This is a genomic window from Shouchella rhizosphaerae, assembly GCF_036700015.1.
GTDB lineage: Bacteria > Bacillota > Bacilli > Bacillales > Bacillaceae_D > Shouchella > Shouchella rhizosphaerae.
The window spans coordinates 2,456,610-2,473,758 of sequence record NZ_CP144921.1; the positions used below are offsets into that span (position 1 = coordinate 2,456,610).

Consider the following 17,149-nt stretch of genomic DNA (forward strand, 5'->3'; position numbering starts at 1 on the left):
GCAGGGAGCGATCAAATTGAAACATGTCATTGGTGTTGATTTAGGCACAAGCGCAGTGAAATTGCTTGTCGTCAACGAGACGGGTGAAGTGGTCATGGAAGTGTCTAAACCGTACCCGTTGTCTCATCCTAAATCAGGATGGAGCGAGCAAGATCCAAATGATTGGGTCAGGGAAACGATTGCTGGATTATCAGAGGTTGCAGCAGCCTTGCCACAAGCAACGACCCAAATTGAGGGAATCAGTTTTTCAGGGCAAATGCATGGACTCGTCTTGCTCGATGAACAAAATGAAGTGTTGCGTCCGGCGATTTTATGGAATGATACACGCACCTCGCCTCAATGCAAAGCGATTTACGAAAAGCTAGGCGCTGAAAGGTTGCAACAATTAGCCAAAAATCCAGCACTTGAAGGATTTACATTGCCAAAGCTGATGTGGGTACGGGAGCATGAACCGGAAGTGTTTACCAAAGCGGCCAAATTCGTGCTTCCAAAAGACTACGTGCGCTTGAAGTTGACTGGTGCATTGCATACCGACTATTCTGACGCAGCAGGTACACTCTTGCTTGATATCGAAGGAAGAACGTGGAGCGAACCGCTATGTTCCGCATTTGGCATTGATCCATTGATTTGTCCGCCGCTAGTGGAATCACATGCTTGTGTCGGCCAATTAACGGAAGACACCGCATTGGCAACAGGGCTGCCTCGCCAAACACCCGTTTTTGCTGGAGGAGCCGATAATGCGTGCGGAGCAGTAGGAGCTGGAATTTTAGAAGACGGCAAGACGCTCGCTAGCATTGGCACGTCAGGCGTTATGCTTTCGTATCAGGAAGAAAAAGGGAAGACATTTGGAGGAGGCGTCCATTATTTTAACCATGCAGCTGAAGATGCATTTTATACAATGGGCGTCACATTAGCGGCAGGATATAGTTTAAGTTGGTTTAAGCAAACATTTGCTCCTGAAGAAACGTTTCCGCAATTGCTTGCAGGAGTGGCAGAAGTCCCCCCAGGGGCAAATGGATTGTTGTTTACCCCCTATCTTGCTGGAGAGCGGACGCCTCATGCTGATGCTACTATCCGTGCTAGTTTTATCGGTGCTGATAGCAGCCATACGAAGGCCGACTTTACTAGGGCGATCCTTGAAGGCATTACTTTTTCATTAAGAGAGTCACTCGATTTGTTCAGAGAACAAGGAAAGACGATTGAGAGAATTGTTTCCATTGGCGGAGGAGTAAAAAGCGAGACGTGGCTACAAATGCAAGCTGACATTTTTCAAACGCCAATTGTGAAGCAGACAAGTGAGCAAGGGCCGGGCATGGGCGCGGCGATGCTGGCTGCATACGGAGCTGGCTGGTTTGGTTCGCTGAAGGAATGTGCAGAGGCATTTATTAAACAGGATGCAGTGTTTGAGCCAGACTGTAACAGGGCAAAAACATATGAGACGTTATATGAATTGTATAAACAAGTCTATCCGGCGACAGCAGCCATTTGCAAAGCGCTCTCGTCATTCCGCAAATAAGAGGAGACAGTTGATGGAACCGAAAATAAACATGGTCAGAAATGGCTGGAACCAAATTCGTTTGCAAAACAATCATGGGATGTGCCTTGACTGCCTAGATTACGGCGGCATCGTAACGAGAATAGATGCTTTTGACCGCAGCGGGCAATTAGCAAACGTTGCCCTCGGCTACAAGGACATGAATGAGTATACGGACAACAGTCCCTATTTTGGGGCGTTAATAGGCAGAGTTGCTGGTAGGATTGCAGGCGCTTCATTTACAGCAGAGGGGAAACAAATACATGTGCAAGCAAATGAAGGGGCAAACCATTTGCATGGCGGAGCTAACGGGCTTCACCAAATCCGCTTTGAAACAGAAACGTTTACATCTGCAAGGGGTTCAGGCGTGCGGTTTCATCACCGTTCTCCTGACGGGGATGGCGGCTATCCTGGCAATGTTGACATCGACATCACGTACACATTGACCGATGACAATGAATGGATTCTTTCATACACAGCGAAGACTGACAAGCGGACGCCGCTTACGTTAACCAACCACACCTATTTTAATTTGGCCGGAGAAAAAGGGGCAACAATCCATGACCATGTGCTGGAAATGGATGCATCTGCCTACCTTGAGCTCGACAATGAGTTGATTGCAACTGGAAACGTCGTAAAGGCAAAAGGCAGTTTATTTGATTTCAGCCAAGGCCGTGCTTTCCGGCAAGGACTAGAAGACGGGATAGAGCAAAACCGGTGTGTCGGCAATGGCTATGATCATTATTTTTTACTTGATCACACTAAACATGAAAGCGTCCGTGTTTATGAACCAAAAAGCGGCCGTGTGCTATCGATGGAAACCACACAGCCTGGTCTTGTCCTCTATACAGGTAATGGGCTTGGTTCAGAACCAGAACTTACAGACGGGCCTTCAAGAAAATATGGCGGTTTTTGCTTAGAAGCGCAAGCTTCCCCTGCCTCCCTCCAATATGACGATTTGCCGCACATTTGGCTTGAACCCGGTACGATTTACAAACATGAAACGGTGTACCGCTTCTCGACACAATGAAGGGGTCGCCTGTACTAATGAACCGTTAAGTGGATGCGGTGGCGGTTGAAAAACTGGCTTGTTGCAAGAAGAGATCCGCCTAGTAAAGGCGCCTCCTGGCCAAGCTCTGAAAACAACAGTTTGACTGCTTTTTGATAATAGGAAGGAAGATGTTTTGCGAGCGTCTCTTCAATTGGGATTTGAATATACGGTTTTAATTTAGCAAAACGGTTGCCTATGATGATCGCCTCAGGATTCATGGAATGAATCATCGAGACAAGGCCGATGCCAAGTGAATGACCGACTGTGGCAAAGGCATCTAGAGCAGCTTGGTTTCCGGTTTCGGCAGCTGCGAGCACTTCTTCAAATGAAATGCTTCGTCGGTTCATGTCGATTGCGGCGATTTCAAGTAACGCCTTTTCAGAACTATACAGCTCCCAGCAGCCTTGATTCCCGCACCGGCACTGTTTTCCATGGCGGTCAATGGACATATGGCCAAATTCGCCTGCAAAGCCATTTGCACCTGTGAATAGCTTGCCGTCAATAATTTGGCCAGTGCCAATCCCAATGCTGACGGAAATATAAGAGATCGCCGAATAAGGTTTGCCGACGCCATATTGTTTTTCGCCGAGCGCTCCAGCATTTGCTTCGTTAATAACAACAACGGGAAGTTTGAATGTATGCTCAAGTGCTGTTTTGATATCAACATTCTCCCAGCCTAGATTGGGGGCAAGCAATATGTTGCCTTTCGAATCGACGATGCCAGGGACGGAAGCGGTAATCCCGCAAATCCCATACGGCGATGGAGGGGCTTCGTGAATCAATTGCTCAATGATTGCTTCTGTGTTGGCCAGAACAATGTTGAATTCTTTACTAGTTAGCGCCATTTCCCGTTTGGCTATCGTTTTGCCAGAGAGGTCCGTAATAATGCCGAGCAAGCCATTGACGCCAATGTCCACACTGATGGCATGGCTGGCCCGATCATTGCAATACAACAACACTGGTTTTCTGCCTCCACTTGAGTCGCCAGTACCGATTTCATAGACAAATTGGTTTTCAATTAACTGTGCGACTAGAGCAGAGACAGTGGCTTTATTTAATCCGCTTCTCTTGGCTATATCCGCCCGGGAAATGGGAGCGTGCCTTTGAATGAGGCGGAAAACCGTTGATTTGTTCATGTCTTTCATTGTTTCGTGGTCGATGGTAATCATCCATTGGACTCCTTGACTTTGTTTAGATAATAAACATTATAAGCAATGGAAGCGTCTACAACAAGCAGTTGATTTTTTAGCGCTGCCTATTCAAGTGACAAACAATTTTAATAAAGGGGTGTACACGTGAAAAAAGCATTGATCTTTCAAGGTGGTTGGGATGGACATGAACCAGAGCAAGTCGCCTCTATTCTTGAAGGCATTCTTATTGAAGAAGGGTTTTCTGTTAATGTTGCCGATTCATTGGCGGTGCTAACAGAAGAACATTTGCCTGAATACGACTTAATTGTCCCAAACTGGACACAAGGGCAAATTGAAGACGATCAGCTTAAAGCATTAATGGCAGCAATTGAAACAGGAACAGGCCTTGCCGGTTTGCATGGCGGAATGGGGGACTCGTTCCGCATGGCAACGGACTATCAGTTTATGGTAGGAGGGCAGTGGGTCGCTCATCCTGGCAATGACGGCGTTCGTTATACAGTCCAGATAAAGGACCGTAACCATCCATTAACAAACGGAATGGCCGATTTCGAAGTAGAATCGGAGCAGTATTATATGCATGTTGATCCCGCCGTTTCCGTACATGCGACTACCACCTTTCCGATTGCTGATGGCCCCCATGCTGTAAACGGCAGCGTGGAAATGCCAGTTGTATGGACAAAGAAATGGGGAAAGGGCAATGTCTACTATTGCTCCCTGGGCCACGTAGCTAAAATTGTCCGCATGCCTGAAGTAATGGAATTGATGAGGAAAGGCATGGTTTGGGCCGCTAGATAGCACGTTTTCATAATGAAAAAAGGGAATCGCCGCATATAAGTGGAATTGGTTAACAAAATGATCGTTTGGAGGGGACAGAATGGAGAAAAAAGAACTTCGCATTGGTTTAATTGGCTATCAGTTTATGGGGAAAGCACATAGCCATGCATACCGTGATATTCCTTTCTTTTTCGATGTGGAGGCAAAGCCGGTTTTAAAGGTCGTTTGCGGTCGCAATGAGGAAGCTGTGCAACAAGCGGCAGAAAAAATGGGATTCGAATCTTACGAAACGGATTGGCGCAAAGTTGTGGAACGTGATGACATTGATGTCATTGACATCGTGACGCCGAACAACACACATGCAGAAATCGCAATCGCCGCGGCAAAAGCAGGCAAACATGTCATCACCGAAAAGCCTCTAGCGATGAATTTAGACGAAGCGCAGCGTATGCATGCCGCAGTTACGGAAAATCATGTGATCCATATGGTGTGCCACAATTACCGCTATGTGCCTGCTGTCCAGCTAGCTAAACAGCTCGTTGCGTCGGGAAAGCTTGGAGAAATCTATCATTTTCGTGCTCGTTATTTACAAGACTTTATTATGAGCCCTTCCTTTCCGCTAACATGGCGTCTCGATCAAAAGGTGTCTGGTTCTGGCGCACTTGGCGATATTGCAGCCCATAGCCTCGACATTGCACGTTTTTTAGTTGGTGAAATCACTGAAGTCATTGCCACCGCAAAGACATTTATTAAAGAGCGGCCAATCGGCTCTATGACGGGAGGGCTAAGCGCGAAAGTAAGCGAAGGGAAAATGGCACCTGTTACCGTTGATGACGCCACTGCGATTATTGCTAAATTTGAAAATGGCGCCCTTGGCACGTTTGAAGCGACACGTTTTGCTGGCGGGAACCGCAATCGAAATGAATTTGAAATCAACGGTGAACATGGATCTGTGCGTTGGAATATGGAAAACATGAATCAGTTGGAAGTGTACTTTGCTCACGACGAAGAAGGTTTGCAAGGGTTTCGGACGATCGACGTAACCGAAGCCAGCCATCCTTATGTTGGATCCTATTGGGCCGCTGGCCATATGATTGGTTATGAACACACCTTTATTCATTTGTTGTATGAATTCCTCCAAGGCATTGCCCGTGGCGAACAGCCAAAACCTGATTTTGCTGACGGTTTGCGCAACCAAGCTGTCCTTACTGCCATAGAACAATCGATTCAACAGCAATGTTGGGTCAATGTCGAGGAACTGCTTGTAAAGAGTTAGTACATGTAAATGACGACAAAAACCGCCTGTCTCGGTGCAAAAACCAAGACAGGCGGTTTTTGTTATGGCATGTAGATAATTGCTCATTAATTGGCTAATCTTGCTAACAACCGGCAAAAGATTTTGTCGATATATGTCGGTCCATAGTAAAATACTATTTATATAGAGGATGGTGTTGGAAATGATTGTAGGCGAAGCTTTACAGTTAGGTGATTTAAAGCTCGCTCGTGTACTTGCTGGTGAAGGTGGTTTGTATCGGAAAATTAAAGCAGCCGAAGTGATGGAAGTCCCGGATATTAATGAATGGCTAACAGAAGGAATCTTAATTATTTCGACCTTTTATTCAGTCAAAGACAATCCAGAAGCGCAAATTAGCATGTTTCGGAAGTTAATTGAAGTAAATGGCGCCGGCCTTGTTGTCAAAATTGGCCGTTATGTTCATACATTGCCAGAGACAATGTTGCGCCTTGCTGATGAACATAATATGCCCATTATTGCCATTCCAGTAGAAGTTTCTTTCGTGGGCTTACTGACCATCTTATTCGAGACAAAGTTTAAAGAAGCCCAGTCTGTGGAAGCGCAACTTCTAGAGGCGGTCTATAAGCTTGGTGAAGCCCGGGGATTACATCATTTTTTGGAAGGGCTAGGAGAGCTTACAGGGGAGAATGTGTTGCTTGAAAGCGAAGAGAAGCAGCTCATTGCTTACGCGAATAACAGAGTGACAGCAGAGCGGCAATCGTTTATCTTTTTTTCGCAACCCGCAAAACAAACGCGCTTTGATAAACGGCAAGTTCGACTTGTTTTCAAAAAAGCAGAGGCAGGTTTGCGCTGTTCTGTAGTAATCGGTGTGCCACACGAAAAGGAACACGTATGGACATCTGTATTAAAGAAAGCGGCGACCTTTTTAGAAGAACAAATCCGGTTTTTATTGCGGAAGCGGCTTTACCAAGTGAATAAACGCGCCGATGAAGAAAAAGCATGGATGACGGAGCTAATTGACAAAAACGCTGTGCCCGATCATTCCTCGATCCGTATGTTGATTGACAAAACGAGCTATTTCGGCTTTTTGGCAATGAGAAGAGTAGCGGGGGCGCCCGTGGAAAAAGAACCGATTTCTGCTTTATTTTTACATCAATTATATAAAAAATTGGACCGTTATTTCCCAAATGCCGCCTTGTTTTGCAAAGACGGAAACGTTTGCATTCTGTATACGTTTACTCGTGATCAAGGCCGTGCAGAAACGATATCTTCCATTGGTCGTATGTTAAAAGAGCTTGAGGAAGAAATGGATGTTTCGTTTCAGATAGGGGTGAGCCTCGCTTACGACGCGATCGCGCTGGCTAAACAGGCTTATCTGGAAGCTCGTACTGCCTTGGAGGAGAGCGGGGAAACACAAAAAATTTGTTTGTACGAACAGATGGGGTTTGAGCGGATCATGACGAAGCTCAAAAATGATGACGATGTTCAGGCCTTTGCCGAGAACACATTAAAATCGCTAGAATCTGCGGACCGCTATGCAGGCGAAGCGTTGCTTCACACGCTAGAGGTGTTTCTACGTGAAAATGGCAACCATTCAAAAACGGCGGAAAAACTGTTTGTTCATCGACGTACGTTAAAATACCGTTTAGAAAAAATAGAAGAGCGACTAATGGTCGATCTTAATGATAGTGAAGTCCGGTTTTTGCTTTATTTTGTTTTAAAAATGAGAAAATAGATGTAAGAAAACATGACATGAGAAAAGCGCTAAATCGTAGCAACAGCGCGTATTTTGACAATGCTTCTGCCCAATGTGTGCAATGAATGCTTTAATCATTTTGCACACATTGGGCATTTTTAATATCGGATCAAAAAATTATAGTGTCTAAAAAGGATGGTGGGGAATATGCTTGGCATCGTTCGTGTATGGACAACCGAAGACGAGCAATTATTGCAAGAACATTCTGTCCTAATGCGGCAACGGATGGGCATTCACTCTAAAAGCGATTGCATTCCAGATCAACCATATGGCATTTACAACCAGGAATCAAAAGCTGCCGCTTTGCCGAAAATAACAGCGCTAGTTAAAGAGATGGCGGCCGATGCCGACATTGATGCGATTTCCATTAGTTGTGCAGCTGATCCAGCGCTTGACTTGAGCCGGGCAGCCGTATCCATTCCAGTTATAGGTGCTGGCGAGGCAGGAGCGCATGCCGCATGCATGATCAGCGACAAGATTGGTGTTCTTGGCTTAACAAATAAAATACCTGAGGCCATTGAAACAGTGTTAGGCGAACGGCTAGTTGGCCACCTTGTCCCGGAAGGCGTGACCAATACAACTGATTTGGTTAAAAAAGAAACGCCAGCTGCAGCCGTTTCAGCGGCCCGGCAGCTTATTAACCAAGGCGCGACTGCTATCTTGTTTGCTTGTACAGGCTATTCGACCATTCATTTAAAAGAAACCATTATAAAGGAACTCGCAGTGCCTGTGATTGATTTAGTTGAAGCACAGGGCATGGCGTATTCAATGATACGCCAGAGGAGGTAGAGGAAACATGAAACAACGCACATTTGATTGGACTTTAATTTTGCTTTCCGTATTAATTGCCGTTTTTGGAGCGATTATCGGGATGCAAATTATTACTACTCTTGGCGTAACGCCAAATACTTCTATTATTGGCGCGATGATTGCGATGTTAATTGCTCGTATTCCGATGCAAATGTTCCAACGCTATCGCCAATTGGAAACGCAAAACTTGGTGCAGACGACCATTTCAGCGGCCACCTTTGGAGCAGCAAACAGTTTGCTTATCCCGATTGGCATCCCTTTCGTAATGGGGCTGCCTGAACTTGTTTTCCCGATGCTTGTCGGGGCAGGTTTCGCTTTAATCATTGATGCCCTTATTTTATACAAAGTGTTTGATTCCAAACTGTTTGGTGCCAATGAAGCATGGCCGTCTGGCGTTGCGACCGCAGAAGCACTCCGTGCAGGAGACGAAGGCGGAAAGAAGGCAAAATTCCTTGGCATCGGCATTGCCGGCGGTCTGGCCGGTTCGGCGTTAGGCATTCCTATGTCAGCGTTAGGCGTTGCTTTTATTGGCAACATTTGGGCGTTGTCGATGTTTGGCATTGGTTTGTTGATCAACGGCTATTCACAGCCATGGTTTCACTTTAACATCAACGATTATTACATTCCCCACGGGATGATGATCGGCGCTGGTCTCGTTGCTTTGCTTCAGTTCATTTATACCATTGTCAAAGGACAAACGAGCAAAAAACGGACGATTACAAAGAAATCAGAACAGGCTACCAATCATGTGTATACACGCAGTGAACTTGACGTAGCAAAAGGGTTTGGCTTTGGGTTTCTTGCCTATGTCATTGGCGCCATGCTCGTTGCTTTTATGGCTGGCCTTTACACTGAATTGCCAGTCGGCCAATTAGTGCTATTTATTCTCTTCGCTGCTTTTGCGACATTGGTTTCAGAAATGATTGTTGGTGTTGCTGCGATGCACTCTGGCTGGTTCCCGGCTTTTGCCGTTACGCTGATCGTGCTGTTAATCGGGATCATGCTTGGGTTTCCGCCAATCGCCTTAGCGTTGCTTACCGGTTACACAGCTGCTACAGGACCAGCTTTTGCCGATTTTGGATTTGATTTAAAGACAGGATTTCTAATCAGGGGCCGCACCAATTGGGAACAAGAGCTCTATGGCCGGCGCTTGCAGCTGATTGCTGGCATGATTGGTCTTGTTGTAGCGATTGTGATGGTGCTCCTTTTCCACCAGATGTACTTTGCCCAAGACTTGGTTCCTCCTGTCGACCGTGTATTTGCGGCAACAATACAAGAAGGCATTGCTGGCGAAACAGGAAAGTACTTGCTAATTTGGGCGATTCCTGGAGCGATCATCCAATTGATTGGCGGCGCCAAACGCCAGCTTGGCATTATGCTAGCAACTGGGTTGCTTGTGATGAACCCTTGGGCTGGTTGGGCCGTTCTTGTGGGCATACTAGCACGGGTCGTGATTTTGAAATGGAAAGGCGAAGCCGGTGAATCGGCGATGTTTACAACCGCAGCTGGATTCATTGCTGGAGATGCGCTTTACAGTTTCTTTAGCTCTGTCTTTAAAGCGCGGTAATTTGGAAGGGGAGAGAGAATGGCACGAACAGTATTGACAGCAGAGATGGTTGAACAAGCTGTTTACGGCGGGGCGATCCTGGGCGGCGGCGGTGGCGGCTGGATTGCCCAAGGGCTTGAAAAAGGCCGTGCCGCTCTGGCGAAAGGCACAGTAGAGCTCATTAGCATTGATGAATTGAACGACGATGATGAAGCCGTATGCGTTTCCCTCGTCGGTGCACCAGCCGCCAAAGACCAGTATGTTGACGACAACCAATTGCTTATGACTGTTGAATTGTTGCAAAAAAATTATCCAGGCACCATTAAAGCGATTATGACCAACGAAAATGGCGCAGCGACGACAGTCAATGGCTGGCTTCAAGCAGCATTGACTGGCCTGCCTGTTATTGACGCTCCTTGCAACGGCCGAGCACACCCTACCGGGGCGATGGGGGCGCTAAACTTGTCTGAGCAACAAGATTATGTATCGTACCAGGCAGCTGCTGGCGGGTTTGGCAGCCATGCGATTAGCGGATTTGTCTCCGGGACGCTTGACTATGTCGGAAATGTCATTCGCCGCATGTCGGTTGAGGCTGGTGGAATGGTGGGCGTTGCCCGCAATCCAGTCAGTGTCGCTTATGTAAAGGCTCACGGGGCAGTCGGCGGCATCTCAAAAGCGATGGAAATTGGCAAAGCTTTTTTAGCAGAAAAAGAAGGCAGCAGTAAAATTGAGGCTGTCACAGCAGCTTTACATGGCCGAGTGGTCAAAGTTGGCCATGTGAGCGGCTTTGAATTGAAAACAGAAGGCGGATTTGATGTCGGCCGTTTGGATGTTGACGGAATCGAACTAACATTTTGGAATGAATTTATGACATTAGAAGAAAACGGCGAACGGAAAGGCACTTTTCCTGATTTAATCATGACATTTGATGCCGATACGGGGCAGCCTGTCGTAAGCGCTGAAGTGAAAAACGGCCAAAAACTGGCGGTCATTTGCGTGCCGCAATCGGAGCTACTTCTTAGCTCCACAATGAAGAATGAACGGTTGCTACGCACGATTGAACCAGTTATTCAAAAGAAAATCGTGTGAAGGCATATTACAAACATAGACACAAGGGAGAGAGCGAAGATGTCATTGACGTATACGATGCAAATAGTTGAAATGTTAGACGATCCTGCTATTAATGGCGAGAAAGTAGCGGCGTTGTTTAGCGGCTATACTTATGCAAAAGCAGAAACAACAACGGTGTCTGGTGAGCAAGGCTCGACTGATTTTGTGAAAATCGAGATCAAAGGCACAAACGGAAAACAATCTGGCGGAAATGCGCCGACTTTTGGAATCGTCGGCCGCCTTGGCGGGATTGGCGCTCGTCCAAGCCGGATTGGGCTTGTCTCTGACGCAGACGGCGCTGTTGCAGCAATTGCCGCTGCACTCAAGTTAGCGGAGATGGCTGAAAAAGGCGATCGCCTTCCTGGCGATGTGTTGATCACGACACATATTTGCCCCAATGCGCCAACGGTTCCACATGAGCCAGTTGATTTCATGGGTTCTCCTGTTGACATTTTGACAATGAACAAACATGAAGTGCTGCCGGAAATGGAAGCGATTCTTTCGATTGACACGACGAAAGGCAATAAAATCATTAAACATAAAGGGGTCGCCATCTCGCCTACAGTCAAAGAAGGATATATTCTGAAGTTTAGCGATGACCTTTTGCGGATTATGGAAATGACGACAGGCGACCTTCCGTCTACATTTGCGATTACGACACAGGACATTACGCCTTATGGCAATGATGTGTACCATATCAATTCCATTCTCCAACCTGCCGTTGCGACCAATGCGCCAGTTGTTGGTCTCGCCATTACAGCCACTTCTGCTGTACCTGGTTGTGGCACAGGCGCTAGCCATGAGGTTGACATTGCCCAAGCGGTGCGGTTTGCGATTGAGACAGCGAAGGAATATACGGCGGGAACCACGCGTTTCTACGATGAAAATGAATACGCTCGTTTGCAACAGTTGTATGGACCGATGAACGTTCTGCAAACGATGGGGAAGGGCAAGTAACATGAAAAAAATAGCGCTTGTCACAATTGGACAGTCGCCGCGCGTGGACATGACCCCAGAAATGCGCCCCTTTCTTGGCGCTGACGTCGAGTTTGTGGAAGCAGGCGCTCTTGATTCTTTATCAACTGAGCAAATAAAAGCGCTCGCTCCCGATCCTGATGAGCAGACGTATGTCTCACGCCTCAGGAACGGGGACAGTGCTAAACTTTCTAAGCGGAAGTTGCTTCCACATTTGCAAGCGGAATTGCAAAAAGTCGAGAAGCTCGTCTCAAGCTCGATCATTGTCTGCACCGGCCACTTCCCAACGATTCAACATGAAAAGCCGCTGTTGTTTCCTGACAAAATCCTCTGCCATTTTGTCCAAGCCGTTATCGGTGACGGGACACTTGGCGCGATTGTGCCTTTAGAAGAACAAATACAACAGCTTGCCGGCAAATGGGGCGAACTCCCTCTTGTTTCAGAAGCGGCTACGCCTTACGCGTCGTCTGATATTGAAGGAGCGGCCGCAGCTCTAAAACAACAAGGTGCTACGTTGCTCGTCCTCGACTGCATGGGGTATACAAATGCCCATAAACAGCGGGCTCAAGCGGCGACGGGGCTGCCTGTAATTCTTGCCCGCAGTGCAGTCGCACGGGCAGCGGCAGAGCTGGCATGAGCGTCTGATTGAAAAGCTATCGAATTTCGCCTATTCGCTTTATACTGTATGGAAAGGAAAGGGGGACTGGAAATGGAATTTAAACAGATTGTCAGTAATATGATGGTACAAAATGTAAACGCATTAGGGGACGAGCATGTTGTTGTTCTTGCTGATTTAGAGAAAGAAGAAATTGGCCGGCGCGTGTTTGACTCTTTATGTGATCTCGGCTACGCTACTGACTTTGTATTAATGCAAACACGGAGCCGTTCAGGGGAAGAGCCGCCGTCCACAGTCGCCGACATGATGAAAGCAGCGGACATTTGTTTTTGCATTTGCCAACATTCCTTAACACATACAAGCGCTCGAAAAGCGGCAAGTAGCCAAGGAACCAAAGTGCTGACAATGCCAGGGATCACGATGGACATGTTCACCGAAGGGGCAATGAAAGCAGACTACACGAAAGTGGTCGCTTTAACAGAATCATTTACGAAACGCCTTGACGAAATTGATTCAGCAGTGATTAAGACAGGTCCAAATGGCGAATATGAACTGTTCCTAAATCTTAACGGACGCAACGGCATTAGCAGCACAGGCGTATTTCCAGGACAAGGGGCGTCAGGCAACTTGCCTTCCGGAGAAAGCTATATTGCCCCGCAAATTGAAGGCTCATACGGCCAATTTTGGGTGGACGGCTCGATCGCTGGCATTGGCAAACTGTCAGAGCCAACGTTGCTTACAGTCAAAGATGGACGGCTTACGAGCGCCAGTGGGACAGAAGGGGCTAAGTTGTTAGAATTGCTAGGTGACGGCGACGGACGTTACATAGCCGAATTTGGCATCGGCACAAATGAAGCTGCCCGCGTAACTGGCAATATCCTTGAAGATGAAAAAGCATACGGTACGATTCACATTGCCTTTGGCTCAAGTAAAACATTCGGCGGCACAATCGAAGCCGGTGTCCACTTGGACTGTGTGACTCTTTCACCAAGTGTTTGGCTTGGAGACGAGCATGTGTTGGAAAAGGGAAAAATGGTGCAATGAAGGAAAAGCTTCTGCCTGGAGACAGGGAGGAGCTTTTTTTGTTAGGCAGGAGGGGACAATACCCCTAAAAAATGGTAAACTGAGAAAAAGCGAAGGGAATTCCTTTGCAAGTTCAGTACAGCACTCCAATATGATCTGTGTAGAGTATATGACGGACATAACGAGGGGCCAACAAATGGAGAATACATTTGCAAATCAACATAATCGGTTATTGCTTTCAGGCTTTTTAAGTTTAGCAGTGGTTATGGGGATAGGAAGGTTTTCGTATACACCGATCTTTCCCTATATGGAATTGGACCAATTGCTGACTCCTTTTTCTGCAGGGCTGTTAGCAACATTTAATTACATAGGCTATTTTTTAGGGGCATTAGGGGCTAGATATGTACCACGAAGCGACAAGTGGCTATACATTGGGCTAGGTGTCAATATTGGAACGACATTATTAATGGGCTTACTGGATAATTATATGATCTGGTCTATATGGCGGTTGCTTTCAGGCATGACGAGTGGCATGGTATTTGTCATTGTCTCTAACTTGATTTTATCTCGATTAAACCAAACCGGCAAAATGTATTATTCTGGCTTCCTATATGGAGGGGTAGGGTTTGGGATATGCGTTTCAGGAGCAGCGATCCCAACCATCCAATCCAATTATGGCTGGGAAGGCACATGGATCAGTTTAGGACTTCTCAGTGGCGTCTTTATGGTTGCGATCATGCTGGGGATGTGGAAGCAAGGGACAAGCCCGGGACCAGCTTCTCTAAGTGGCCAAATACGAAAAAATAGGCATCCGGAAGTCGTGCAAAATCCAAAAAAAGCAAAGTATGCTTTATATATTTCGTACACAGGTGAAGGGTTTGGCTATATTATCTTTGGTACGTTTATAACGGCTATGTTGGTCAAAAATCCATCTTTTGCGTTTGAATCCTCTTATGTGTGGGCGATCGTAGGCGTTGGCGCCATTCCATCCTGCCTTTTCTGGTCTTGGCTTGGAACAAGGCTGTCTCCGGTTCGTGCGCTTAAATGGGCGTATATGATGCAAATCATTAGTATTTTAATACCAGTGTTTACAGACCACTTGCTGCTGACATTGCTTTCGGCGTTAGGATTCGGTGCTACGTTTATGGGGATTACGACGCTTACCCTCACTCTTGCGAAATCATTAGAGGCGGCAGGGCCCAATTTAGTAAGTGGGTTAACGGCAGCCTACGCGATTGGTCAATTATTAGGACCGATTGTCGCTGGAACAATTATTTCCGTAAATGACTTTACCCTTCCATTTATGATTTCAGCAGTTGTGCTTGTAGCTGCTTTGATCACCATAAATTCCATAAAGGAACGGAAAGGAGATGCGTCAAATGCCGTACGTAAACATCAAAGTTACTAAAGAAAATGGAGGTCTGACAAAAGAGGAAAAGCTGACTTTAATTAAAGGTGTAACCAATTTATTGGCCGAAACATTAAACAAAAATCCGGCTTCAACCGTAGTGGTCATTGATGAAATTGACATGGATAATTATGGACTTGGAGCTGAGCAAATCTCTGATCGAAGAAAAGCAGGAAAATAAAAGAGAGCATGGGATTTCTAATTAGCCATCTCCCTAAAAGGAAGCAGAACACGGCCTTTAGGGAGATTTTTTGTTTTTTGTTTGGAGAGAGTTTATAGGGGAATAGTCAAAAATGTTCAATTGTCAAATGTAAAGGCTTTAAGGGCGCTTTTTTGCTATACTCATACTGGCATGTTGATTAAATGATTCTATTAAGGGGGGCTGGCATGAATAATAGACGACGATCGTTACTTGAAGTACTACTTATTTCCACAAAGCTGGGCCTCACTTCTTTTGGCGGTCCCATTGCCCACTTAGGCTATTTTCACGAAGAATATGTACGAAGACGAAAATGGCTTGATGAAGAACGGTATGCGGATCTCGTTGCATTATGCCAGTTTCTTCCTGGGCCGGCAAGCAGTCAAGTAGGGATAGGGATTGGCATTATCCGCGCAGGTGCATTAGGAGGAATGGTTTCATTTATTGGTTTTACTCTTCCTTCAGTCCTTGCCTTAATTGGATTTGCGTTGTTCGTCGGCAAGTTTGGCGTTGGCGAAATGGGCCTTATTCACGGGCTGAAAATCGTTGCTGTAGCGGTGGTGGCACATGCGATTCTCGGCATGGCGAAAAACTTGACTCCTGACTTGCGCCGCAAAACGATTTGTTTGTTTGCTTTGCTTGCCGTTTTGCTTGTGCCCTATGCATTTGTGCAAGTGGTCGTTATTTTGCTGGCAGGTTTGCTCGGCTATTTTATATTTGCAAAAGAGGGTAACACGAACCACGATCGTTCCGTTGCCTTTCCGTTATCGAAAACAATTGGAGTCGTGTCCCTTTCCTTGTTATTCATTTTGCTTGTTGGTTTGCCCATGTTGGCAACGGCAATGCCCTCTCAATGGCTAGCCATGGTTGATTCGTTTTACCGGGCAGGTTCTTTCGTGTTTGGCGGCGGCCATGTCGTCTTGCCACTATTGGAGGGGGAGTTTGTTCCAACTGGTTACATAGGCGAGGAAGCGTTTTTGGCTGGCTATGGGGCTGCCCAAGCTGTGCCAGGACCGTTGTTTACATTTGCCGCTTACTTGGGGGCAGTCATGGACGGATGGGCAGGAGGATTGTTGGCGACAGCAGCGATTTTCTTGCCTGCGTTTTTGCTTATATATGGCACACTGCCTTTTTGGAGCGCCTTACGGGAAAACGCGAAAATGAAGGCGGCGTTAATGGGAGCGAATGCTGGGGTTGTCGGTCTATTAATTGCAGCATTTTATACACCGATTTGGACAAGTACGATCAAACATCCCACTGACTTTGCCTTAGCCGCTGTGTTGTTTTCTATGCTCGCTTATTGGAAATGGCCGCCATGGGTCGTTGTTGTTGTCGGGGCAGGATGTGGCTTGCTGTTTTTCTGAGCAGTTTGCTATTAATTGAATTGCTCGTTTTTGTTAAATCGCCCATGTTCATTCATTTTAGGCGTCAACTCCTGTTTACAACAAGGTGAAGCGCCAGGAACGAGATGGCTTTAAGGATTGGAAAAAACGGTGACGAGCAGGCAGTAGAAAAGGCCCTTGGTTATGAGACGAATGTTCGGCCACAAGTGGGGCATGCTACAAACATGAATCTGAAAATCATCGCAAATGTTTAAATCGGTCGATATCAGGAAATGGTGTAGTACGGCATAAAAAATCGAGGAGGTTTTTCTACATGGCCACGATGCTAGCGGGCATTCAGCTTATACCAAATGGCAAAGAAGACCACACAGGAGGCATTGCCAATAAAGTGATTGACGTCATTGAACAGTCTGGTTTGCGGCACCGGGTTGGCCCGCTTGAAACGGTAGTTGAAGGAGACTTCGATTCCTTAATGGCATTGTTGCGCGATGTTCACCAACAAGCCGTCCAAGCAGGAGCTGAAGAAGTTCTAACCAACGTCAAAATGCATTACCGTACAAGCGGCGTCTCACTCGAAGATAAACAATCAACCTAATTG

At 46.6% G+C, this 17,149-nt stretch carries 16 protein-coding genes; 15 read left to right on the plus strand and 1 reads right to left on the minus strand.

What is annotated here, in order from left to right; translation table 11 throughout:
* The first annotated feature begins 16 nt into the window (after positions 1–16).
* Entirely contained in the window at positions 17–1,516 is a 1,500-nt protein-coding gene (gene xylB, locus V5G21_RS12220) for a xylulokinase (protein ID WP_035205250.1), read from the plus strand.
* A 13-nt stretch (positions 1,517–1,529) separates the two neighbouring features.
* Positions 1,530–2,564, plus strand: a complete 1,035-nt coding sequence (locus V5G21_RS12225; RefSeq protein WP_338464795.1) for an aldose epimerase family protein — start codon at positions 1,530–1,532, stop codon at positions 2,562–2,564.
* Positions 2,565–2,578: 14 nt separating this feature from the next.
* On the opposite strand, the gene V5G21_RS12230 is transcribed toward V5G21_RS12225, so the two are convergent.
* Positions 2,579–3,754, minus strand: coding sequence for an ROK family transcriptional regulator (locus tag V5G21_RS12230; protein WP_338464796.1), 1,176 nt, complete (start codon positions 3,752–3,754; stop codon positions 2,579–2,581).
* 126 nt (positions 3,755–3,880) lie between these two features.
* Here V5G21_RS12230 and V5G21_RS12235 point away from each other — a divergent pair, with 126 nt between their 5' ends.
* The 13 genes from V5G21_RS12235 (at position 3,881) to V5G21_RS12295 (ending at position 17,146) form a co-directional block, all read left to right on the plus strand.
* A complete protein-coding gene (locus V5G21_RS12235; RefSeq protein WP_011245433.1) occupies positions 3,881–4,531 on the plus strand; it encodes a ThuA domain-containing protein in 651 nt (216 codons plus the stop codon).
* Between the two features lie 79 nt (positions 4,532–4,610).
* A complete protein-coding gene (locus V5G21_RS12240) occupies positions 4,611–5,786 on the plus strand; it encodes a Gfo/Idh/MocA family protein (RefSeq protein ID WP_095255290.1) in 1,176 nt (391 codons plus the stop codon).
* Between the two features lie 181 nt (positions 5,787–5,967).
* The gene (locus tag V5G21_RS12245; RefSeq protein ID WP_035205241.1) at positions 5,968–7,500 is read left to right on the plus strand and encodes a PucR family transcriptional regulator; all 1,533 of its coding nucleotides are present in this window, start codon (positions 5,968–5,970) and stop codon (positions 7,498–7,500) included.
* A 168-nt stretch (positions 7,501–7,668) separates the two neighbouring features.
* Positions 7,669–8,310, plus strand: a complete 642-nt coding sequence (locus V5G21_RS12250) for an aspartate/glutamate racemase family protein (RefSeq protein WP_041823586.1) — start codon at positions 7,669–7,671, stop codon at positions 8,308–8,310.
* A gap of 7 nt (positions 8,311–8,317) precedes the next feature.
* On the plus strand, positions 8,318–9,898 hold the full coding sequence (locus tag V5G21_RS12255; RefSeq protein ID WP_011245437.1) for an OPT family oligopeptide transporter: 1,581 nt from the start codon (positions 8,318–8,320) through the stop codon (positions 9,896–9,898).
* An 18-nt stretch (positions 9,899–9,916) separates the two neighbouring features.
* Positions 9,917–10,966: a DUF917 domain-containing protein gene (locus V5G21_RS12260; RefSeq protein ID WP_063608744.1), complete on the plus strand. Its 1,050-nt coding sequence runs from the start codon at positions 9,917–9,919 to the stop codon at positions 10,964–10,966.
* A 39-nt stretch (positions 10,967–11,005) separates the two neighbouring features.
* Entirely contained in the window at positions 11,006–11,944 is a 939-nt protein-coding gene (locus tag V5G21_RS12265) for a DUF1177 domain-containing protein (RefSeq protein ID WP_095255288.1), read from the plus strand.
* A 1-nt stretch (position 11,945) separates the two neighbouring features.
* Positions 11,946–12,599 carry an AroM family protein gene (locus V5G21_RS12270; RefSeq protein ID WP_073305641.1) on the plus strand — a complete coding sequence of 218 codons (654 nt, stop codon included), beginning with the start codon at positions 11,946–11,948 and terminating at the stop codon, positions 12,597–12,599.
* 72 nt (positions 12,600–12,671) lie between these two features.
* Entirely contained in the window at positions 12,672–13,622 is a 951-nt protein-coding gene (locus V5G21_RS12275) for an aminopeptidase (RefSeq protein WP_095255287.1), read from the plus strand.
* Between the two features lie 175 nt (positions 13,623–13,797).
* Positions 13,798–15,009, plus strand: coding sequence for a YbfB/YjiJ family MFS transporter (locus V5G21_RS12280; protein WP_244835561.1), 1,212 nt, complete (start codon positions 13,798–13,800; stop codon positions 15,007–15,009).
* A complete protein-coding gene (locus V5G21_RS12285; RefSeq protein WP_035205228.1) occupies positions 14,981–15,190 on the plus strand; it encodes a 2-hydroxymuconate tautomerase family protein in 210 nt (69 codons plus the stop codon). Before V5G21_RS12280 ends, V5G21_RS12285 begins: the two co-directional genes overlap by 29 nt.
* Before the next feature lie 206 nt (positions 15,191–15,396).
* Positions 15,397–16,572, plus strand: coding sequence for a chromate efflux transporter (gene chrA, locus V5G21_RS12290; protein ID WP_212930156.1), 1,176 nt, complete (start codon positions 15,397–15,399; stop codon positions 16,570–16,572).
* A 292-nt stretch (positions 16,573–16,864) separates the two neighbouring features.
* Complete coding sequence (locus V5G21_RS12295; protein WP_011245445.1) at positions 16,865–17,146, plus strand: thiamine-binding protein; 282 nt, start codon at positions 16,865–16,867, stop codon at positions 17,144–17,146.
* The last annotated feature ends 3 nt before the right edge of the window (positions 17,147–17,149 follow it).

Excerpts from the sequence above, each read along its gene's own strand:
- V5G21_RS12225 (WP_338464795.1), top strand. The coding sequence starts at position 1,530 with ATGGAACCGAAAATAAACATGGTCAGAAATGGCTGGAACCAAATTCGT.
- V5G21_RS12230 (WP_338464796.1), bottom strand. The coding sequence starts at position 3,754 with ATGATTACCATCGACCACGAAACAATGAAAGACATGAACAAATCAACG.
- V5G21_RS12240 (WP_095255290.1), top strand. The coding sequence starts at position 4,611 with ATGGAGAAAAAAGAACTTCGCATTGGTTTAATTGGCTATCAGTTTATG.
- V5G21_RS12245 (WP_035205241.1), top strand. The coding sequence starts at position 5,968 with ATGATTGTAGGCGAAGCTTTACAGTTAGGTGATTTAAAGCTCGCTCGT.
- V5G21_RS12250 (WP_041823586.1), top strand. The coding sequence starts at position 7,669 with ATGCTTGGCATCGTTCGTGTATGGACAACCGAAGACGAGCAATTATTG.
- V5G21_RS12255 (WP_011245437.1), top strand. The coding sequence starts at position 8,318 with ATGAAACAACGCACATTTGATTGGACTTTAATTTTGCTTTCCGTATTA.
- V5G21_RS12260 (WP_063608744.1), top strand. The coding sequence starts at position 9,917 with ATGGCACGAACAGTATTGACAGCAGAGATGGTTGAACAAGCTGTTTAC.
- V5G21_RS12265 (WP_095255288.1), top strand. The coding sequence starts at position 11,006 with ATGTCATTGACGTATACGATGCAAATAGTTGAAATGTTAGACGATCCT.
- V5G21_RS12270 (WP_073305641.1), top strand. The coding sequence starts at position 11,946 with ATGAAAAAAATAGCGCTTGTCACAATTGGACAGTCGCCGCGCGTGGAC.
- V5G21_RS12275 (WP_095255287.1), top strand. The coding sequence starts at position 12,672 with ATGGAATTTAAACAGATTGTCAGTAATATGATGGTACAAAATGTAAAC.
- V5G21_RS12280 (WP_244835561.1), top strand. The coding sequence starts at position 13,798 with ATGGAGAATACATTTGCAAATCAACATAATCGGTTATTGCTTTCAGGC.
- V5G21_RS12285 (WP_035205228.1), top strand. The coding sequence starts at position 14,981 with ATGCCGTACGTAAACATCAAAGTTACTAAAGAAAATGGAGGTCTGACA.
- chrA (WP_212930156.1), top strand. The coding sequence starts at position 15,397 with ATGAATAATAGACGACGATCGTTACTTGAAGTACTACTTATTTCCACA.
- V5G21_RS12295 (WP_011245445.1), top strand. The coding sequence starts at position 16,865 with ATGGCCACGATGCTAGCGGGCATTCAGCTTATACCAAATGGCAAAGAA.